At 67.5% G+C, this 15,594-nt stretch carries 11 protein-coding genes; 10 read left to right on the top strand and 1 reads right to left on the bottom strand.

Going from position 1 to position 15,594, the window contains the following annotated elements; all coding sequences use genetic code 11:
• Nucleotides 1–2 precede the first annotated feature (2 nt).
• The 7 genes from truA to QRO91_RS13775 all read left to right on the top strand — a co-directional run bounded on the left by truA (nucleotide 3) and on the right by QRO91_RS13775 (nucleotide 11,614).
• Nucleotides 3–773 carry a tRNA pseudouridine(38-40) synthase TruA gene (gene truA, locus QRO91_RS13805; protein WP_049429514.1) on the top strand — a complete coding sequence of 257 codons (771 nt, stop codon included), beginning with the start codon at nucleotides 3–5 and terminating at the stop codon, nucleotides 771–773.
• Nucleotides 770–1,426: a phosphoribosylanthranilate isomerase gene (locus QRO91_RS13800; protein ID WP_049429515.1), complete on the top strand. Its 657-nt coding sequence runs from the start codon at nucleotides 770–772 to the stop codon at nucleotides 1,424–1,426. The genes truA and QRO91_RS13800 overlap by 4 nt, the downstream gene beginning before the upstream one ends.
• A gap of 168 nt (nucleotides 1,427–1,594) precedes the next feature.
• Nucleotides 1,595–2,266 carry an OB-fold-containig protein gene (locus QRO91_RS13795; RefSeq protein ID WP_049429516.1) on the top strand — a complete coding sequence of 224 codons (672 nt, stop codon included), beginning with the start codon at nucleotides 1,595–1,597 and terminating at the stop codon, nucleotides 2,264–2,266.
• Entirely contained in the window at nucleotides 2,266–4,284 is a 2,019-nt protein-coding gene (locus QRO91_RS13790; protein WP_180852598.1) for a hypothetical protein, read from the top strand. The genes QRO91_RS13795 and QRO91_RS13790 overlap by 1 nt, the downstream gene beginning before the upstream one ends.
• 84 nt (nucleotides 4,285–4,368) lie before the next feature.
• The gene (locus tag QRO91_RS13785) at nucleotides 4,369–9,756 is read left to right on the top strand and encodes a DNA repair ATPase (RefSeq protein WP_197650877.1); all 5,388 of its coding nucleotides are present in this window, start codon (nucleotides 4,369–4,371) and stop codon (nucleotides 9,754–9,756) included.
• Nucleotides 9,753–10,460 (top strand): hypothetical protein, encoded by a 708-nt coding sequence (locus QRO91_RS13780; protein WP_049429519.1) that lies wholly within the window; start codon nucleotides 9,753–9,755, stop codon nucleotides 10,458–10,460. The genes QRO91_RS13785 and QRO91_RS13780 overlap by 4 nt, the downstream gene beginning before the upstream one ends.
• Nucleotides 10,461–10,504: 44 nt before the next feature.
• Nucleotides 10,505–11,614: a toxic anion resistance protein gene (locus QRO91_RS13775; protein ID WP_049429520.1), complete on the top strand. Its 1,110-nt coding sequence runs from the start codon at nucleotides 10,505–10,507 to the stop codon at nucleotides 11,612–11,614.
• Between the two features lie 71 nt (nucleotides 11,615–11,685).
• Here QRO91_RS13775 and QRO91_RS13770 read toward each other — a convergent pair whose 3' ends face one another.
• Complete coding sequence (locus QRO91_RS13770) at nucleotides 11,686–12,573, bottom strand: LysR family transcriptional regulator (protein WP_197620070.1); 888 nt, start codon at nucleotides 12,571–12,573, stop codon at nucleotides 11,686–11,688.
• A gap of 96 nt (nucleotides 12,574–12,669) precedes the next feature.
• Between QRO91_RS13770 and trpB the strand changes: the two genes are divergently transcribed.
• Genes trpB through trpA form a run of 3 tightly spaced genes read left to right on the top strand, consistent with a single transcriptional unit; the run spans nucleotide 12,670 to nucleotide 15,375 of the window.
• The gene (gene trpB / locus QRO91_RS13765) at nucleotides 12,670–13,887 is read left to right on the top strand and encodes a tryptophan synthase subunit beta (protein ID WP_049429522.1); all 1,218 of its coding nucleotides are present in this window, start codon (nucleotides 12,670–12,672) and stop codon (nucleotides 13,885–13,887) included.
• Nucleotides 13,884–14,564 carry a hypothetical protein gene (locus QRO91_RS13760; RefSeq protein WP_197620071.1) on the top strand — a complete coding sequence of 227 codons (681 nt, stop codon included), beginning with the start codon at nucleotides 13,884–13,886 and terminating at the stop codon, nucleotides 14,562–14,564. Before trpB ends, QRO91_RS13760 begins: the two co-directional genes overlap by 4 nt.
• A gap of 1 nt (nucleotide 14,565) precedes the next feature.
• The gene (gene trpA / locus QRO91_RS13755) at nucleotides 14,566–15,375 is read left to right on the top strand and encodes a tryptophan synthase subunit alpha (RefSeq protein WP_197620072.1); all 810 of its coding nucleotides are present in this window, start codon (nucleotides 14,566–14,568) and stop codon (nucleotides 15,373–15,375) included.
• Nucleotides 15,376–15,594: the final 219 nt, after the last annotated feature.

Below are 15,594 nucleotides of genomic sequence, written 5' to 3'. Positions count from 1 at the left end.
ACATGCGTTACGCGCTTGGCGTCGAGTACGACGGCAGCGATTTCAGGGGCTGGCAGAACCTGGGCGAGGGCGGTCCCAGCGTGCAGGCCAGCCTTGAGCAGGCCCTGTCGTCGGTGGCCGATGCGCCGCTGCAGGTGGTCTGCGCCGGCCGCACCGATGCCGGCGTGCATGGCCAGTGCCAGGTCGTGCATTTCGATACCGACGTGGTGCGCGATCCGCGCGCCTGGATGCTGGGCACCACCACCCGCCTGCCGCGCTCGATCGCGGTGCGCTGGTGCGTGCCGGTGGCCGATGACTTCCACGCCCGCTTCTCGGCACGCGCACGCCGCTACCGCTACCGCCTGCTCAACCGCGAGGTGCGGCCAGCGCTGGACCGGCAGACCCTCAGCTGGGAGCGCCGGGCGCTGGACGAGACCCTGATGCACGCCGCCGGCCAGGCCCTGATCGGCGAGAACGACTTCAGCGCATTCCGCTCCGTGCAATGCCAGGCGCTGCATGCGCGGCGTGAGCTGCAGTCGCTGCAGGTCAGCCGCCAGGGCGAGGTGATTGAAGTGGCCGTGCAGGGCAATGCATTCCTTCATCACATGGTCCGCAATATCGTCGGATCGTTGATCCTGGTGGGCAGCGGCGAAAAACCGGTGGACTGGATCGCCGAACTGCTGGCCGGGCGCGATCGCACCGTAGCCGGTCCCACCGCACCGCCGCAGGGCCTGGTGTTCCTTGGGCCCCTGTACCCCGACAACTGGCATCTGCCCGCCGAGGTCACGCTATGAGCCGCTCCTACTACCGCACGCGCATCAAGTTCTGTGGCATGACCCGTGCAGGCGATGTCCGCCTGGCCGGTGAGCTGGGCGTGGACGCAGTGGGTTTCATCTTTGCCCGCGAGAGCAGCCGCCGGGTTGCTCCTGCCGAAGCACGCGCGATGCGCCAGGCGATCGCGCCGATGGTCGATGTGGTGGCCCTGTTCCGCAACAACAGCAAGGAAGAGGTGCGCGAGGTGCTGCGCACGGTGCGGCCGACCCTGCTGCAGTTCCATGGCGAGGAAGACGAGAGCTTCTGCCGCAGCTTCAACATGCCCTACCTGAAGGCGATTGCCATGGGGGGCCGGGAAGAGGTCAATGCGCGCACGTTGCAGCTGCGTTACCCCAGCGCGGCGGGGTTCCTGTTCGACAGCCACGCCCCTGGTGGCGGTGGCGGTACCGGCGTGGCCTTCGATTGGGGCCGTATCCCGACCGGCCTGCATCGGCCGTTCCTGCTGGCCGGTGGCCTGAACCCGGAAAACGTCTACGATGCCGTGCTGGCTACCCTGCCGTGGGGCGTGGACGTGTCCAGCGGCATCGAACTGGAGCCGGGCATCAAGGACGGCTACAAGATGCGTACCTTCGTCGAGGAAGTGCGCCGCGCGGACTGCACGGTCCTGGAGTGATTTGCGTCACCATTTGCCGTGATCTGGACCTGGATTTGAGCCTGCACGTATTCTTCACATAGGATGGACCCAAGCGCGCCAGCCATGAGGGCCGGCGCGGGGATCCACGGGGCGCGCTCTGCGCGTTCCGAACGGGCGATCGCCGCCCACAGCCCAGGAAGGCAAGCGATGCAGGAGTTCCTCAGCGTTGTGTTCGGTTTTCCGACCCTGCCGTACAGCATCGTGCTGGCGGTATCGCTGATCTATTGGGGGCTTGCCGCATTTGGCCTGGTCGACGATGGCTTCGGCGATCTTGGCGCCGATGGCGCCCTGGACGGCGGCAACGATCTCAGCGGCCTGTCGGCCCTGCTGCAGCGCTTCGGCCTGGGTGGAGTGCCGGTCATGGTCGTGGTCACGCTGCTGGGCTTCTTCGGCTGGGCGCTGACCTATTTCATCCATCTTTTCGTGCTGCTGCCGTTGCCGGACCTGCTGCGCTGGACGATCGGCGCGGTCGTGGCCGTGCTGGCTCCCCTGCCTGCGGTGCCGGTCACCGCGCTTCTGCTGCACCCCATCCGTCGGTTCCTGCTGCGCCTGCGGCCGGTGGCCCAGGCCTCGTTGCTGGGGCGCATCGGTGTGGTCGCCTCGCCGAAAGTGGATGCGCGCAGCGGCCACGCCACCTTCGATGACGGTGGCGCCGGGCTGGTGCTGCAGGTGCGCAGCGACATTGAACTGCAGCGTGGCGAGCGCATCGTGCTGGTCGAGCACGTGGCCGCACAACACCATTACCGGGTGGTCCGCGCCGATGCGGTCGCCCTCGACTTCCAGGACAACCTGCTTCCGGGCAACAAGGAGAATCACTGATGACGTTGGCAACCATGGCCCCCTTCCTGATCGGCGTCGCCGTCCTGCTGGTCGGGCTGCTCGGCCTGGCCGGCCTGTTCAAGGCCTTCTACCGCAAGGTCGACCAGGGCGTGGCCCTGATCGTCAACGACATGAGCTCCACGCCCAAGGTGCACTTCACCGGTGCGCTGATCATCCCGGTGCTGTACCGCGCCGAGCTGATGCGGATCAGCCTGATCACCCTGCAGATCGACCGCCGCGGCAAGGAAGGCCTGATCTGCCGCGACAACATGCGTGCCGATATCGCCGTGGCCTTCTACCTGCGGGTCAATGAAACCCAGGCCGACGTGCTGCGCGTGGCCAAGGCCATCGGCGCCGATCGTGCCTCGGACAAGCACGCCGTCGACGAGCTGTTCAACGCCAAGTTCTCCGAAGCGCTGAAGACGGTGGGCAAGAAGTTCGACTTCACCGAGCTGTTCGAGAAGCGCCAGGAGTTCCGCGACGAGATCATCGCGGTCATCGGCAACGATCTGAACGGCTATGTGCTGGAGGACGTGGCGATCGACTATCTGGAACAGACTCCGAAATCGCTGCTGGACCAGTTCAACATCCTCGACGCGCAGGGCATCCGCAAGATCACCGAGCTGACCGCCGCGCAGAACGTGGTGACCAACGAGCTGGAGCAGAACGAGAAGCTCGCCATCACCAAGAAGAACGTGGAAGCGCGTGAGGCGCTGCTGGCGCTGGAACGCCAGCAGGCCGAAGCGGAAGCCCGTCAGAAGCGCGAGATCGAGACCATCCGCGCGCGCGAGGAAGCCGAGACCGCCAAGGTGCAGGAAGAACAGCGCCAGCTGTCCGAGAACGCCCGCATCGAAGCGCAGCAGCTGATCGAGATCCGCGACCAGAACCGCCTGCGCGAAGTGGAAGTGGCCGAGCAGAACCGCCAGCGTGCGGTGGCCATCGAAGCCGAGCGCGTCGAGCGCGCACGCCAGCTGGAGCAGGTCACTACCGACCGTGAAGTGCAGCTGCAGGGCGTGGAACGTGACAAGGTGGTCGAGCAGGGCAAGATGGACGTGGCCAACATCACCCGCGAACGCATCTCCATCGACAAGACCGTGGCCCAGGAAGAAGAGCGCATCAAGGAAGTGCGCGAGGTCTCCGAGGCGGACCGCCAGAAGCAGGTGCTGATCCTGGAAGCCGAGGCCAAGGCGCAGGAATCGCTGGTGCGCGAAGTGAAGGAAGCACAGGCGCGCGAAACGGCGTCGAAGCACCGTGCCGTTGAACTGACCACGCTGGCCCAGGCCGAGCACGAAGCGGCCGGCAAGCAGGCTGAAGCCAAGCGCCTGCTGGCCGACGCGCTGCGGGCCGAACAGGCGGCGCCGGGCCTGGCCGAGGCGCAGGTACGCGAAGCGTCCGCGCTGGCCATCGAGAAGGTCGGTATTGCCGAGGCCCGCGTGATCGAGGCCAAGGCCGAAGCCAGCCTGAAGCAGGGCAGCAACGAGGCCCGGGTGCTGGCCGAGACACTGCAGGCGCAGGCCCAGGGCGAAGAAAAGATGGGCCTGGCGCGTGCCACCGCCACCGAATCGCTGGGCAACGCCGAAGCCGGCGTGGTGCAGAAGAAGCTGCTGGCCGAGGCCGAGGGCCTGGTGCGCAAGTTCGAGGCGATCGCTTCGCTGAGCGACCAGGCGCGCGGCCACGAAGAGTTCCGCATGATGCTGGACAACAGCCTGAAGCAGGCGCTGGCCTCGATCGAAGCCGGCAAGGAAGTCTCGCGCGAGAACGCCAACGTCATCGCCAGCGCGCTGCGTAATGCCGACATCGACCTGGTCGGTGGCGACGGCGGCATGTTCGAGAACCTGGTCAAGGCGGTGTCGCTGGGCAAGTCGATCGAGGGTTTTGCTGGCAAGAGCCCGATCGTGCAGGAACTGATGCAGCGCTACCTGGGCGTGGCCGTGGCCGAGCCGGCACCGCGCCAGATCGCCGAGGACGCCGAAGCGGTGCCCACCGTGTCGGCCACCGTGGTCGACAGCGCCCGTTGATGCATCGGGCGATGGCCACGCCGCCATCGCCCGCCCGCGCCGGCCGCAGATGCGGCCGTTCGCCCGTGAGCCGGAAGCCTGCTGATGTCTGAAACCCATCCGTCCGCCGAAACCACCGCAGCGGAGGCCGGCGGCAACACCGTCGACCAGGCCGTCGCCCAGGGCGGTGCCTATGAAGTCCTGCGCCGCCGCCTGGCCGAGCAGGGCCAGCGCCTGCAGGCCCTGGCCGAAGTGCTCAACCGCCAGCGCCTGGCCGAGTTCGGCGACAGCCGGCTGGAAGTGGTCGGGCGTTTCCGCATCCGCAGCGAGAACAACTGCGTCGGCCGCGACATCGTGCAGGTGGGCCCGGACCGCCTGCTGTTCGGCTACAACGTCTTCATCGGTCTGAAAACCCAGACCCGCATCGAGGATGTGTTCGGCCTGTACCGGCTGGTGCAGGGCAGTGACGGCTACGACGTCGCTGCGCTGGAGCTGAAGGGCAGCTTCCTCGACCAGCCCGGCTTCGTGCACGACTTCAATGAGCTGTACGCCTACTACAAGCACGCGCGCCTGCTGCAGCTGATCGTGGTCGGCGACAAACTGCTGGCCTCGTTTCAGATCGGCGAGCGCAGCAGCGACGTACGCGTGTTCCGCTGGGCGCTGTCGCGCGAAGGCGAGCTGACCTACCTCGACGCGCGCGGCGAACGCGATATCGCGCTACCGCCACCGTTCGATTTTGAATGGACCCGGGCCACGCGTGACCTGGCGGTCAGCGGCCGCCATTCGCACCTGAACATCCTCGACACCCTGTTCGTGGAAACCACCGGCGGTGACCTCACCATCAAGGTGGAGAACAACACCGAGACCGGGCAGGGCATCTACAGCGAACCGGTAGAGGACAGCACGCAGTCGCTGGACGATGCCCAGTTCGAGTTCGCCCGCGTCGGTTCGCTGCTGCTGTTGAAGGTGCTGCCCTATCGCGAAACCGTCTGGCGCGGGCTGATCTACAACACGATCACCGGCGACATCGTGCGCAACGATGCGATCGTGCAGGCCTGCGTGCAGCTGCCCGAAGACCACGGCGTGATCTTCCCGGGCGGCTATTACCTGCAGGGCGGCGAGCACAAGGCGTTCGACGCCTCGATGGCCGGCATGCAGTTCAAGCGCAGCATCCGCTCGCCCAACGGCGAGGACGTGCTGTACATCTTCTACGAACGCGAGGGCGGTCGCTCGGCGCTGTTCGTGTACAACACCATCCAGCGCGTGCTGCAGAACCCCGTGTTCGGCCACGGCTATGCCTTCCTGCAGGATGGGCGCATGGTGTTGTTCCATGCCGAGGGCGCCGAACCGACCCGCATCCATCCGATGCAGGTGTGGCAGACGCCGTTCAGCAGCGACGAATTCGCTGCCAGCCGACCGCCCGGCAATACCTTCATGGGCCGCATCGGCAATGCCGAACTGGTGCGCGGCATCTCCAACCTGTTCAACCTGGCGCGCGAGATCGACGGCCAGCACGTGTCGGTGCAGCGCTACCAGCGCCTGGTCGCCGATACCCGCCGCCTGTTCGACACCCACCACTGGCTGGGCGACGATGCCTGCGATGGTGCCGAGGCGCTGCTGCGGCAGATCAGCGCCACCGGCGAATCGGTGCTGGACGAATACGAGAAGGTGCAGTCGATCCGCCAGCAGTCGGCGCAGGCGATGGTTGACGCCGAGGCCAGGCACAAGGCCCTGCTGGGCCGCCTGCAGCCGCAGAACTGGAACGAGGTGCAGGCCTTCGTCGAGGCGCTGAACGAAATCACCGCGCTGCGCGGGCGGCTGCTGACCATCCGCGAGCTGCGCTATATCGATACCACGCGCATCGAGGCCATGGCTGCCGAACTGGTGCAGGCCCAGGACCGCGTCGGTGCGGCAACCGGTGAATTCCTGGCCGGCGATGCCGCACTGGCACCACTGGGCAGCCGCCTGCAGGCGCTGGACGAAGCCGCCCAGCAGGCCAGCAGCGCGCGCCAGCTGGACGAGCAGCTGGACGGCATGCGCGCCATGGCCGCCGACCTGGACATGCTGTCCGAACTGATGGCCGGGCTGAAGGTGGACGATGCCACCGCGCGCACCCGCGTGGTCGAATCCATTTCCGCGCTGTACGGGCGGCTGAACCAGGCGCGCACCCGCGCCGAACAGCGCCGCCGTACCCTCGGTTCGGCCGAGGCCGTGGCGCAGTTCGCTGCCCAGTTCGCGTTGTTCTCGCAGTCCATCACCAGCGCGCTGGCGATGGCCAACGATCCGGAAAGGGCCGACGAACAGCTGTCACGCCTGCTGGTGCAGCTGGAAGAACTGGAAAGCCAGTTCGGCGAGCATGAGCAGTTCCTCGGCGACATCCTCAGCAAGCGCGAAGAACTGGTCGAGGCCTTCGAAACGCACAAGCAGGCGCTGCTGGACGACCGCCAGCGCAAGGCGCGTTCGGTACTGGATGCTGCCAACCGCATCCTCGATGGACTGGCCAAGCGCACCGAGCGTTTCGCCACCGCCGATGAACTCAATGCGTTCTTCGCCGGCGATCCGTTGATCCTCAAGCTGCGCGAGCTGGCCGAGCGGCTGCGCACGCTGCGCGACAACGTCAAGGCCGATGACATCGAGGCGCGCCTGAAGGGCGTGCGCGACCAGGCCGTGCGCCAGCTGCGCGACCGCAGCGACCTGTACGAAGCCGGTGGCAACGTGGTCCGGCTTGGCCCGCGCCACCGCTTCAGCGTCAACACCCAGGCCCTGGACCTGACCCTGTTGCCGCGCGGCGACACGCTGGCCATCCACCTGACCGGCACTGACTTCCTGGAAACCCTGCACGACCCGGAACTGGAGGCACTCAAGCCGTTCTGGCCGGTGACGTTGGATTCGGAATCCGATGCGATCTACCGCGGCGAATACTTGGCCGGCAGTCTGCTGCTGGCCGCACAGCAAGGCCACGATGGGCTGGACCTGGCCCAGCTGCAGCACGATGTCGCCACACCCGAAGCACTGGATCAGCGCGTTCGTGCCTTCGCTGCGCCGCGCTATCGCGAAGGCTACGAGCGCGGCATCCACGACCACGACGCCGCGCTGATCCTGCGCGCGCTGCTGCCCTTGCAGCGGTCTGCCGGCACGCTGCGTCACGCCCCGCAGGTGCGTGCGCTGGCCCTGCTGTTCTGGGCGGCGCAGCAGCGCGAAGAAGCGGTACTGCAATGGCCCAGCCGCCAGGCCGGAGCGGAAACCATCGCTCGCCTGTTCGGCTCCGACGAAGGGCGTGACGCCCTGCGCGCGGAAATGGCTGCTGCGCTGAGTGCGTTCTCGCAGTCGCAGTCATTGCCCTTCGACGAAGAAGCCGCCGATGCGGCGGCCGCCTATCTGGGCGAAGAACTGGTCAACGGCGAACCCGTGTTCAGCACCAGCAAGCATGCCCAGGCCCTGCTGGAGGCCCTGGCCCATCAGCTGGACCAGGCCGGGCAGCGCGAAGCACTGGAGCGCGCCCTGCAGCGTACGCAGGATCCGCTGGCCGCGCGCTGGGCACTGGCCGGGCAATGGCTGCGCGCGCTGGCCGGCCTGCCTGCACAGGCCGCGCATGCCGGTTATGCGGACGAGGCCGCTGCACTGCTGTTGGTGCAGCGCCAGCTGCGCACGCGGGCCAGCGATGCGCCGCTGCGCGTGGACGTACCGGGCCTGCTTGGCGAACACCCGCGCATCCACAACGGCTCGCTGTCGTTGTCGCTGGATGACTTCCTGGCGCGCCTGCAGCATCATCTCAAGCGCTTCGTGCCGGATTTCCACGCCTACCAGACCGTGCGCCAGGGCATCATCAACCGCGAGCGGCAGACTCTGCGCCTGTCCGAATTCAAGGCGCGGCCGCTGTCTTCGTTCGTCCGCAACAAGCTGATCAACGACGTCTACCTGGGCGTGATCGGCGACAACCTGGCCAAGCAGATGGGCACGGTCGGCGAGAACAAGCGCAGCGACCTGATGGGCCTGCTGATGATGATCTCGCCCCCGGGTTACGGCAAAACCACGCTGATGGAATACGTGGCGCACCGGCTGGGCCTGGTCTTCATGAAGATCAACGGCCCGGCGCTGGGTCACGAGGTGCGTTCGCTGGACCCGGCACAGGCGCCCGATGCCACCTCGCGGCAGGAACTGGAAAAGCTCAACCTGGCGCTGGAGATGGGCAACAACACCATGCTGTATGTCGACGACATCCAGCACACCCATCCCGAGTTCCTGCAGAAGTTCATTTCGCTGTGCGACGGCACGCGCCGCATCGAAGGCGTGTGGCGTGGCCGCACCCGCACCTACGACATGCGTGGCAAGAAGTTCTGCGTGGTCATGGCCGGCAACCCGTACACCGAGTCCGGTGAGGTGTTCAAGATTCCGGACATGCTGGCCAACCGCGCCGACATCTACAACCTCGGCGATGTGCTGGGAGGCATGGAAGCGGCGTTCACCCTCAGCTACATCGAGAACAGCCTGACCTCCAACCCGGTACTGGCGCCGCTGGCCACGCGTGACATGGCCGACCTGTACGTGCTGGTCGATCGCGCGATGGGCAAGGACGTATCCACCAATGGCCTCAGCCACGCCTACAGCAGTGCCGAGATCAACGAGATCACCGCCACCCTGCAGCGCATGCTGCGCGTTCGCGACGTGGTCTACCGGGTCAACCAGCAGTACATCGCCAGTGCCGCGCAGGACGATCGTTACCGTACCGAGCCGCCGTTCCGGCTGCAGGGCAGCTACCGCAACATGAACAAGCTGGCCGAGAAGATCTCGCCGGTGATGAACGAGGATGAGCTGCAGCAGCTGATCTCCGACCACTACCTGGGCGAGGCGCAGCTGCTGACCACCGGCGCCGAGGAGAACCTGCTGAAGCTGGCCGAACTGCGCGGCGTGCTGGATGAGGTGCAGTCGCAGCGCTGGGCCCAGATCAAGCGCGATTTCCTGCGCAACAAGGCCATGGGCGCCGACGACAGCGATGTCGGTGGACGCGTGGTCGTGCAGTTGGCGGACATCGCCAGCGCGTTGCAGTTGCCGCCGCCCGCGCCGGAAGCGATCGCCGTTGCGGACCCGGCGCCGTGGCCGGCGCTGCTGGAGGCCCTGCATCGCCTTTCAGAGGCGCGTCCCGCCGCTGCGCCGCCGCCGGTCGCGGCAGCCCCCAGCGTGCCGGCCACGGCCCTGGCCGAAGACCTCCAGGCGGGCCTGGCGCCACTGGTGGAGCTGCTGGCGGCATCGCAGGCGCAGCAGGTGCAGGTGTCGCAGACCCTGGCCGCGTTCGCCGGCTGGGCGCGACAGCAGGTCGAGCGGGGCACGCCGAGCGCTGTGGTGGCGCAGCGCGCGCGCGTGCGCCGCGCCGCGACGCCGGAGGAGCGGGCGCTGGATGAGGCGCTGATGCGCCACTTCTACGGCGAGTCATTGCCACCGGAAGACGGCGATGGCATGCCGGCATCCACGCCGCAGCCGCCGCCGCTGCCGTGACCACGCGCGTGCCACTGCCGCCACCGATGCTGCCGGATACGGTCGATGTCGCTGCGCTGGCCGACTATGGTGCGCCGTTGCTGCAGGCGCTGGCGCGGCGCGAAACGCCGTTGCCACCGGATGCGGGCGAGCGCCTGGTGGCTGCGCTTGCGCGCATCGCGCTGGCCTTGCAGGCCGGCAACCCGACGCAGATCCGGCAGCAGGAAGGCTGGTGGGGGCGACTGCTGGGGCGCGATGTCGCTCGCGAAGCAGAAGGGCACGCGCTGCAGTCTCAGCTGGGCGTACTGGCCCTGCAGGCGCGTGAGCAGGCTCAGCACCTGCAGCAGCACATGCAGCTGCGGGCCATGGCGATCGTTGAGCATTCCGCCGCAGCCGCGGCGCTGGACGGCTGGGCCGAACTGGCTGCGTCGCGGCTGACGACGCTGGATAGCGCCGGTCAGGCCGCGCTGTCGCATCGGCTGGACCATCTTCGCCGGCTGGCCTCGCTGCACCGCCTGGAAGCCGGCCAATCGCAGCTGCTGCAGGACCAGGACAACATGCTGCTGCAACGCTTCGCGCGCATCCATGACGTGCTGCTGCCGGCCTGGCGGCAGGCTGTACTGGCGAGCCAGGCCGCTGCGGGCGCTGCGTTGGCTGGCAAGGCTGCCACGTTGCACGCACAGATCGATGACGAGGTGGCCGCGGCTCAGGCTAGACTGCCTTGAGCCGGCCGCCGCTGCCGCTTACCCAACCGCAAGGAGACTGCCCGATGACCCAGGACAGCCAGACCCCCGGTGCCCTCGTACCCGGCACGACCACCGCCACTGCGCTCGATGAAGGTGCGCTGCAGGCGCTGGGACTGGTACGCGAGGATCTGCCGCGCATCGCCGAGATCCGTCTGGAACTGGACGATCTGCGCCCGGGCAACCTGCAGGTGTTCGGCCGCGAGGCGGCCACGCGCACCGCCGCGTTCTCCAGCCAGTTGCTGGACCAGGTCCGCAATCGTGACCTGGATGCCAGTGGCGAGAAGCTGGGCGAGGTGGTGCGCATCGCGCGCAGCCTGAAGCTGGACGGCTTCGCCCAGCGTTCGAAGGTGCCGGTGATAGGTGGTCTGATCGACCGCATACGCGCCTCCAAGGGCGAGCTGGTGCAGAAGTTCAGCGACACCAACGCGCAGATCGAACAGCTGCTGGCCGACGTCGGCGTGCAGCAGGCGTTGATGGGCAAGCGCGTGGGGGAGTTCGACCGCATGCACGATATCGTCCGCGAAGAACGTCGTGCGCTCGGCCTGTATGCGGCAGCGGGCAAGCAGCGGCTGGCCGAACTGCAGGCCGAACAGCTGGCCGGGCAGGGCAGTGAGGACCCCCAGCAGCGCATCCGCCAGGGCGAGATCGACAATGCGATCCGGTTGATCGAGAAGCGCGTGTCCGACCTGCTGCTGATGCAGCACGCCGCCGACCAGTCGCTGCCGATGATCCGCCTGATCCAGGCCAACGCGCTGCAGCTGATCGAGAAGTTCAACACCGTCCGCGACATCACCATTCCGTCGTGGAAGCGCCAGTTCGCCATCCAGCTCTCGCTGGGCGAACAGAAGGCTGCGGTCGAACTGTCCACGGCCATCGATGACGCCACCAACGAATTGATGCGTCGCAATGCCGACCTGCTTCGCCAGGCCTCGGTGGATACCGCGCGCAGCAACCAGCGCGGCGTGATCGACGTGGCCACGCTGCGCCATGTGCACGACCAGCTGATCGCCACGGTGGAAGAAGTGCGCAGCATCCACCGCGAAGGGATGCAGCAGCGGCAGCAGGCCGAAGTCGAGCTGTCGCGCCTGCGCGAAGACCTGCAGCAGCGCCTGGCCACACCGACCGCCAGCTGAAAAAAGGGGACGGAGGGAATTAAGTCGTTTGTGCCACTTGCGACTTAATTCCCTCCGTCCCCTTTTTTTTGTCAGCGGAGTTGCTGGCCCAGCCAGTCGGCGAGCGCATCCACGCGCGCATCAGGTGGTCCGTCCGGTCGCGCCAGCACCCAGAAACCACCGGTGGCGGCAAACCCCCACGGCGCGACCAGTCGCCCGGCGGCCAGATCCTCGGCCACCAGTGGCTCGGGTGCGATCGCCGGGCCCAGCCCGGCCACCGCTGCCTCCAGCAGGTAGTACAGATGCTCGAAGGCCGTCCCCAGCTGCAGCTTCGCGGGGTCCAGAGCGTGCGCCTGCGCCCACGCCGGCCACGCCTGCGGCCGCGAGCTGGTGTGCAGCAGCGTCTCCTGAAGCAGCGCTGCGGGCGGTACATGCCGCAGGCGCTGCGCGGCCGGATGCGAGGGGGCCACCACCACGCCGACCCGTTCCGGGGCCAGCTCACGCACCTGCCAGCCGCGCGGCCACGGCCCCTGCGCCAGCAGCAATACCGCATCCAGTGCCGCCTGTGCTTCGGTGAAGCTGCCATCCAGCGCTGACCACTGCAGGCGCACGCCGGGCAGGGCGGCCTGCAGCGCAGGCAGGCGCGGGATCATCCAGCGCGCCAGCACGCTGCCGCTGCAGCCCAGTACCAGCGCCGGGGCCGCCGCCGGCCGCCGCAGTTCGCGCACGCAGTCTTCGATGCCGCCGAAGGCCTCGCTGCACGCTGCCTGCAGCCGCGTGCCCGCAGCGGTCAGGCGCAGGCCACGACCGGCCCGCTGGAACAAGGCCAGGCCAAGGTGATCCTCCAGCAGCTTCAATTGCCGACTGACCGCACCATGGGTGACGTGCAGGTCCTGCGCGGCGCGACCAACGCCGCCGAGACGGGCCGTGGCCTCGAACGCGCGCAGTGCATTGAGTGGAGGCAGCAGGGAACGGCTCACGTGAGATTTCCTGACGATATGCGCCAGATAATATCCATTTTCCGGTCACGACCCGTGCGCTAGAGTATCCACCTGTCTGAACCACCGGTCGTATCCATGTCTGCCTCCCCCATTGCCGACTATCACGCTTTCCCGGATGCCCAGGGCCACTTCGGCCGCTACGGCGGCAGTTTCGTTGCCGAAACCCTGGTCGGCCCGCTGCAGGAACTGGCCCAGGCCTATGACCAGGCGCGCCAGGATCCCGCATTCCAGCTGGCCTACGACCGCGACCTGGCCCATTACGTGGGCCGGCCAAGCCCGATCTATCACGCCCAGCGCCTGAGCGATCACGTCGGCGGCGCGCAGATCCTGCTCAAGCGCGAGGACCTGAACCACACCGGCGCGCACAAGATCAACAACACCATCGGCCAGGCCCTGCTGGCGGCGCGGATGGGCAAGAAGCGCATCATTGCCGAGACCGGCGCCGGCCAGCATGGCGTGGCCAGCGCCACGGTCGCAGCGCGGCTGGGCCTGGAATGCGTGGTGTACATGGGCGCCACCGACATCGAGCGGCAGAAGATCAACGTCTACCGCATGAAGCTGCTGGGCGCGACGGTGGTGCCGGTCACCTCCGGCTCGGCCACCCTGAAGGACGCGCTCAACGAAGCCATGCGCGACTGGGTGACCAACGTGCAGGACACGTTCTACATCATCGGCACCGTGGCCGGCCCGGATCCGTATCCGCGCATGGTCCGTGACTTCAATGCCATCGTCGGTCGTGAAGCGCGCGAGCAGATGCTGGCCGAGTACGGCCGCCTGCCGGATGCGATCACCGCCTGCGTGGGCGGCGGCAGCAACGCGATCGGCCTGTTCCATGCCTTCCTCAACGACCGCCAGGTCGAGATCGTCGGCGCTGAAGCGGCAGGTGATGGCATCAGCACCGGCCGTCACGCCGCCTCGATCGCTGCCGGTCGCCCGGGCGTGCTGCACGGCAACCGCACCTATGTGCTGTGCGATGACGACGGCCAGATCATCGAGACCCATTCGGTGTCGGCAGGCCTGGACTATCCTGGCGTCGGCCCGGAGCACGCGTTCCTGGCCGATACCGGTCGCGCACGCTATCTCGGCATCACTGACGAGGAAGCGCTGCAGGCATTCCATCTGCTGGCCCACACCGAAGGCATCCTGCCGGCGCTGGAGTCCAGCCACGCGCTGGCGCAGGCGATCAAGCTGGCGCGTGAGCGTCCGCACGACCAGATCGTTCTCTGCAATCTGTCCGGCCGTGGTGACAAGGACGTGCATACAATTGCCGCGCGCGAAGGGCTGGTACTGTGAGCGCGCTGCTGCGGAACAGCGGCGTGCTTCTGCTGGCACTGGGCCTGGCCGCGTGCCAGCCGCCGGAACCACCAGTGCTTGCGCCGGCTGCCAAGGCCACCACGCAGCCCGCACAGCAGCCGGCCGCCAATGATGACCTGGATCCGATGGCGCGTACGCCGATCGTCGATCCGCCCTCCGAAGAGGAGACGAACAGCGATGACGCGCCCGCGGTGGTTTCGGTGGCGCTGGATCATGCCGGTGACGTGCTGGTTGGCCAGCACATGAGTGACCTGAAGGCACAGGGTCCCTGGAAGGCGCAGGGTGCGAGGGAATTCTTCGAAGGCGACTGCGAGTACTACGACGGCAAGGGGCTGCCGCCGGGCGTGTCGATGATGACCGACGACGACCGCGTGGTCCGTTTTGATCTGAAGCCGGGTGATGAGGCGGAACTGCCGGTTGAACAGCCGGGGCCGTTCGGACTGCGCATCGGCATGACCCGTGCCCAGGCCATGGCCCAGTTCCCGAAACCGCCGGTGTCCAGCCCGCATGCCTACGACGGTGACCAGGGCGAGTACCTCACCTGGCAGGACCCGGGTTCGGACCTGGGCATCCGCCTGGAACTGTTTGAAGGGAAGGTTACCCGGATGTACTGGGGGACCAGCGATGCGATTGAACTGATTGAAGGATGTGCCTGAGATGCCTGTATCCCGACTCGATGCCTGTTTCCAGCGACTGCGCGAGCAGCAGCGCAAGGCGCTGATTCCCTTCATCACTGCCGGTGATCCTTCGCTGGAGGGCACCGTGCCGGTGATGCACGCGCTGGTCGAGGCCGGTGCCGACGTGATTGAACTGGGCGTGCCGTTCTCCGACCCGATGGCCGACGGCCCGACCATCCAGCGCAGCTCCGAGCGTGCGCTGGCACGCGGGGCGGGCAGCCGCTACGTGCTGCAGGCCGTGGCGCAGTTCCGCGAGCGTGACGCGCAGACGCCGGTGGTGCTGATGGGCTACCTGAACCCGGTGGAGATCCACGGCTACGCGGCCTTCGCCAAGGCGGCCGTGGAGGCCGGTGTGGATGGTGTGCTGCTGGTCGACCTGCCACCGGAAGAAGCCGGTGAAGCGCAGCAGGCCTTTGATGCAGCGGGCCTGGCACTGGTGCTGCTGGCCTCGCCGACCACCAGCGAAGCGCGGGCCGACAAGCTGTTGGCACTGGCCCGTGGCTACCTCTACTACGTCAGCTTTGCCGGTGTCACCGGCGCGTCCGAGCGGCTGGACAGTGATGCTGCCAGCGCCCGCCTGCAGGCCCTGCGTGCGCGCGCGTCGGTGCCGGTGGTGGCTGGCTTCGGCATCAAGGATGCCGCCAGTGCGGCGGCGATGGCGCGCCAGGCCGATGGCGTGGTGGTCGGCAGCGCTCTGGTGGCGGTGCTGGCCGAAGCGGATTCGGCCGAAGACGCAGCCCTGCGCGCTCGGACCTTCCTGGCCCCGTTGCGCCAGGCGCTGGACGCGTAATGGTAGCGCCGGGCGCCCCCCCGCCGGGCGGCGCGGGGGGCCACCCCCCCCCCCGGCCCCCCGGAACCCAGCACCCAAAAAAAACACCCCCCAACCCTTTTTATAACAACCCCAACACCCCCCCACGGGGTGCCCGGGCTCGTAAAGCGCCGAAATAATTTCTGCCTTTTGGGCCGCCCGCCCGCCCCAAAAGAATAATTAATACACAAATATTTTATT

The organism is Stenotrophomonas maltophilia group sp. Smal32, from assembly GCF_030237085.1.
Taxonomy (GTDB): domain Bacteria; phylum Pseudomonadota; class Gammaproteobacteria; order Xanthomonadales; family Xanthomonadaceae; genus Stenotrophomonas; species Stenotrophomonas maltophilia_Q.
This window is presented reverse-complemented; position numbering and strand designations above follow the sequence as displayed.

Excerpts from the sequence above, each read along its gene's own strand:
- QRO91_RS13800 (WP_049429515.1), top strand. The coding sequence starts at position 770 with ATGAGCCGCTCCTACTACCGCACGCGCATCAAGTTCTGTGGCATGACC.
- QRO91_RS13795 (WP_049429516.1), top strand. The coding sequence starts at position 1,595 with ATGCAGGAGTTCCTCAGCGTTGTGTTCGGTTTTCCGACCCTGCCGTAC.
- truA (WP_049429514.1), top strand. The coding sequence starts at position 3 with ATGCGTTACGCGCTTGGCGTCGAGTACGACGGCAGCGATTTCAGGGGC.
- trpB (WP_049429522.1), top strand. The coding sequence starts at position 12,670 with ATGTCTGCCTCCCCCATTGCCGACTATCACGCTTTCCCGGATGCCCAG.
- QRO91_RS13785 (WP_197650877.1), top strand. The coding sequence starts at position 4,369 with ATGTCTGAAACCCATCCGTCCGCCGAAACCACCGCAGCGGAGGCCGGC.
- trpA (WP_197620072.1), top strand. The coding sequence starts at position 14,566 with ATGCCTGTATCCCGACTCGATGCCTGTTTCCAGCGACTGCGCGAGCAG.
- QRO91_RS13790 (WP_180852598.1), top strand. The coding sequence starts at position 2,266 with ATGACGTTGGCAACCATGGCCCCCTTCCTGATCGGCGTCGCCGTCCTG.
- QRO91_RS13775 (WP_049429520.1), top strand. The coding sequence starts at position 10,505 with ATGACCCAGGACAGCCAGACCCCCGGTGCCCTCGTACCCGGCACGACC.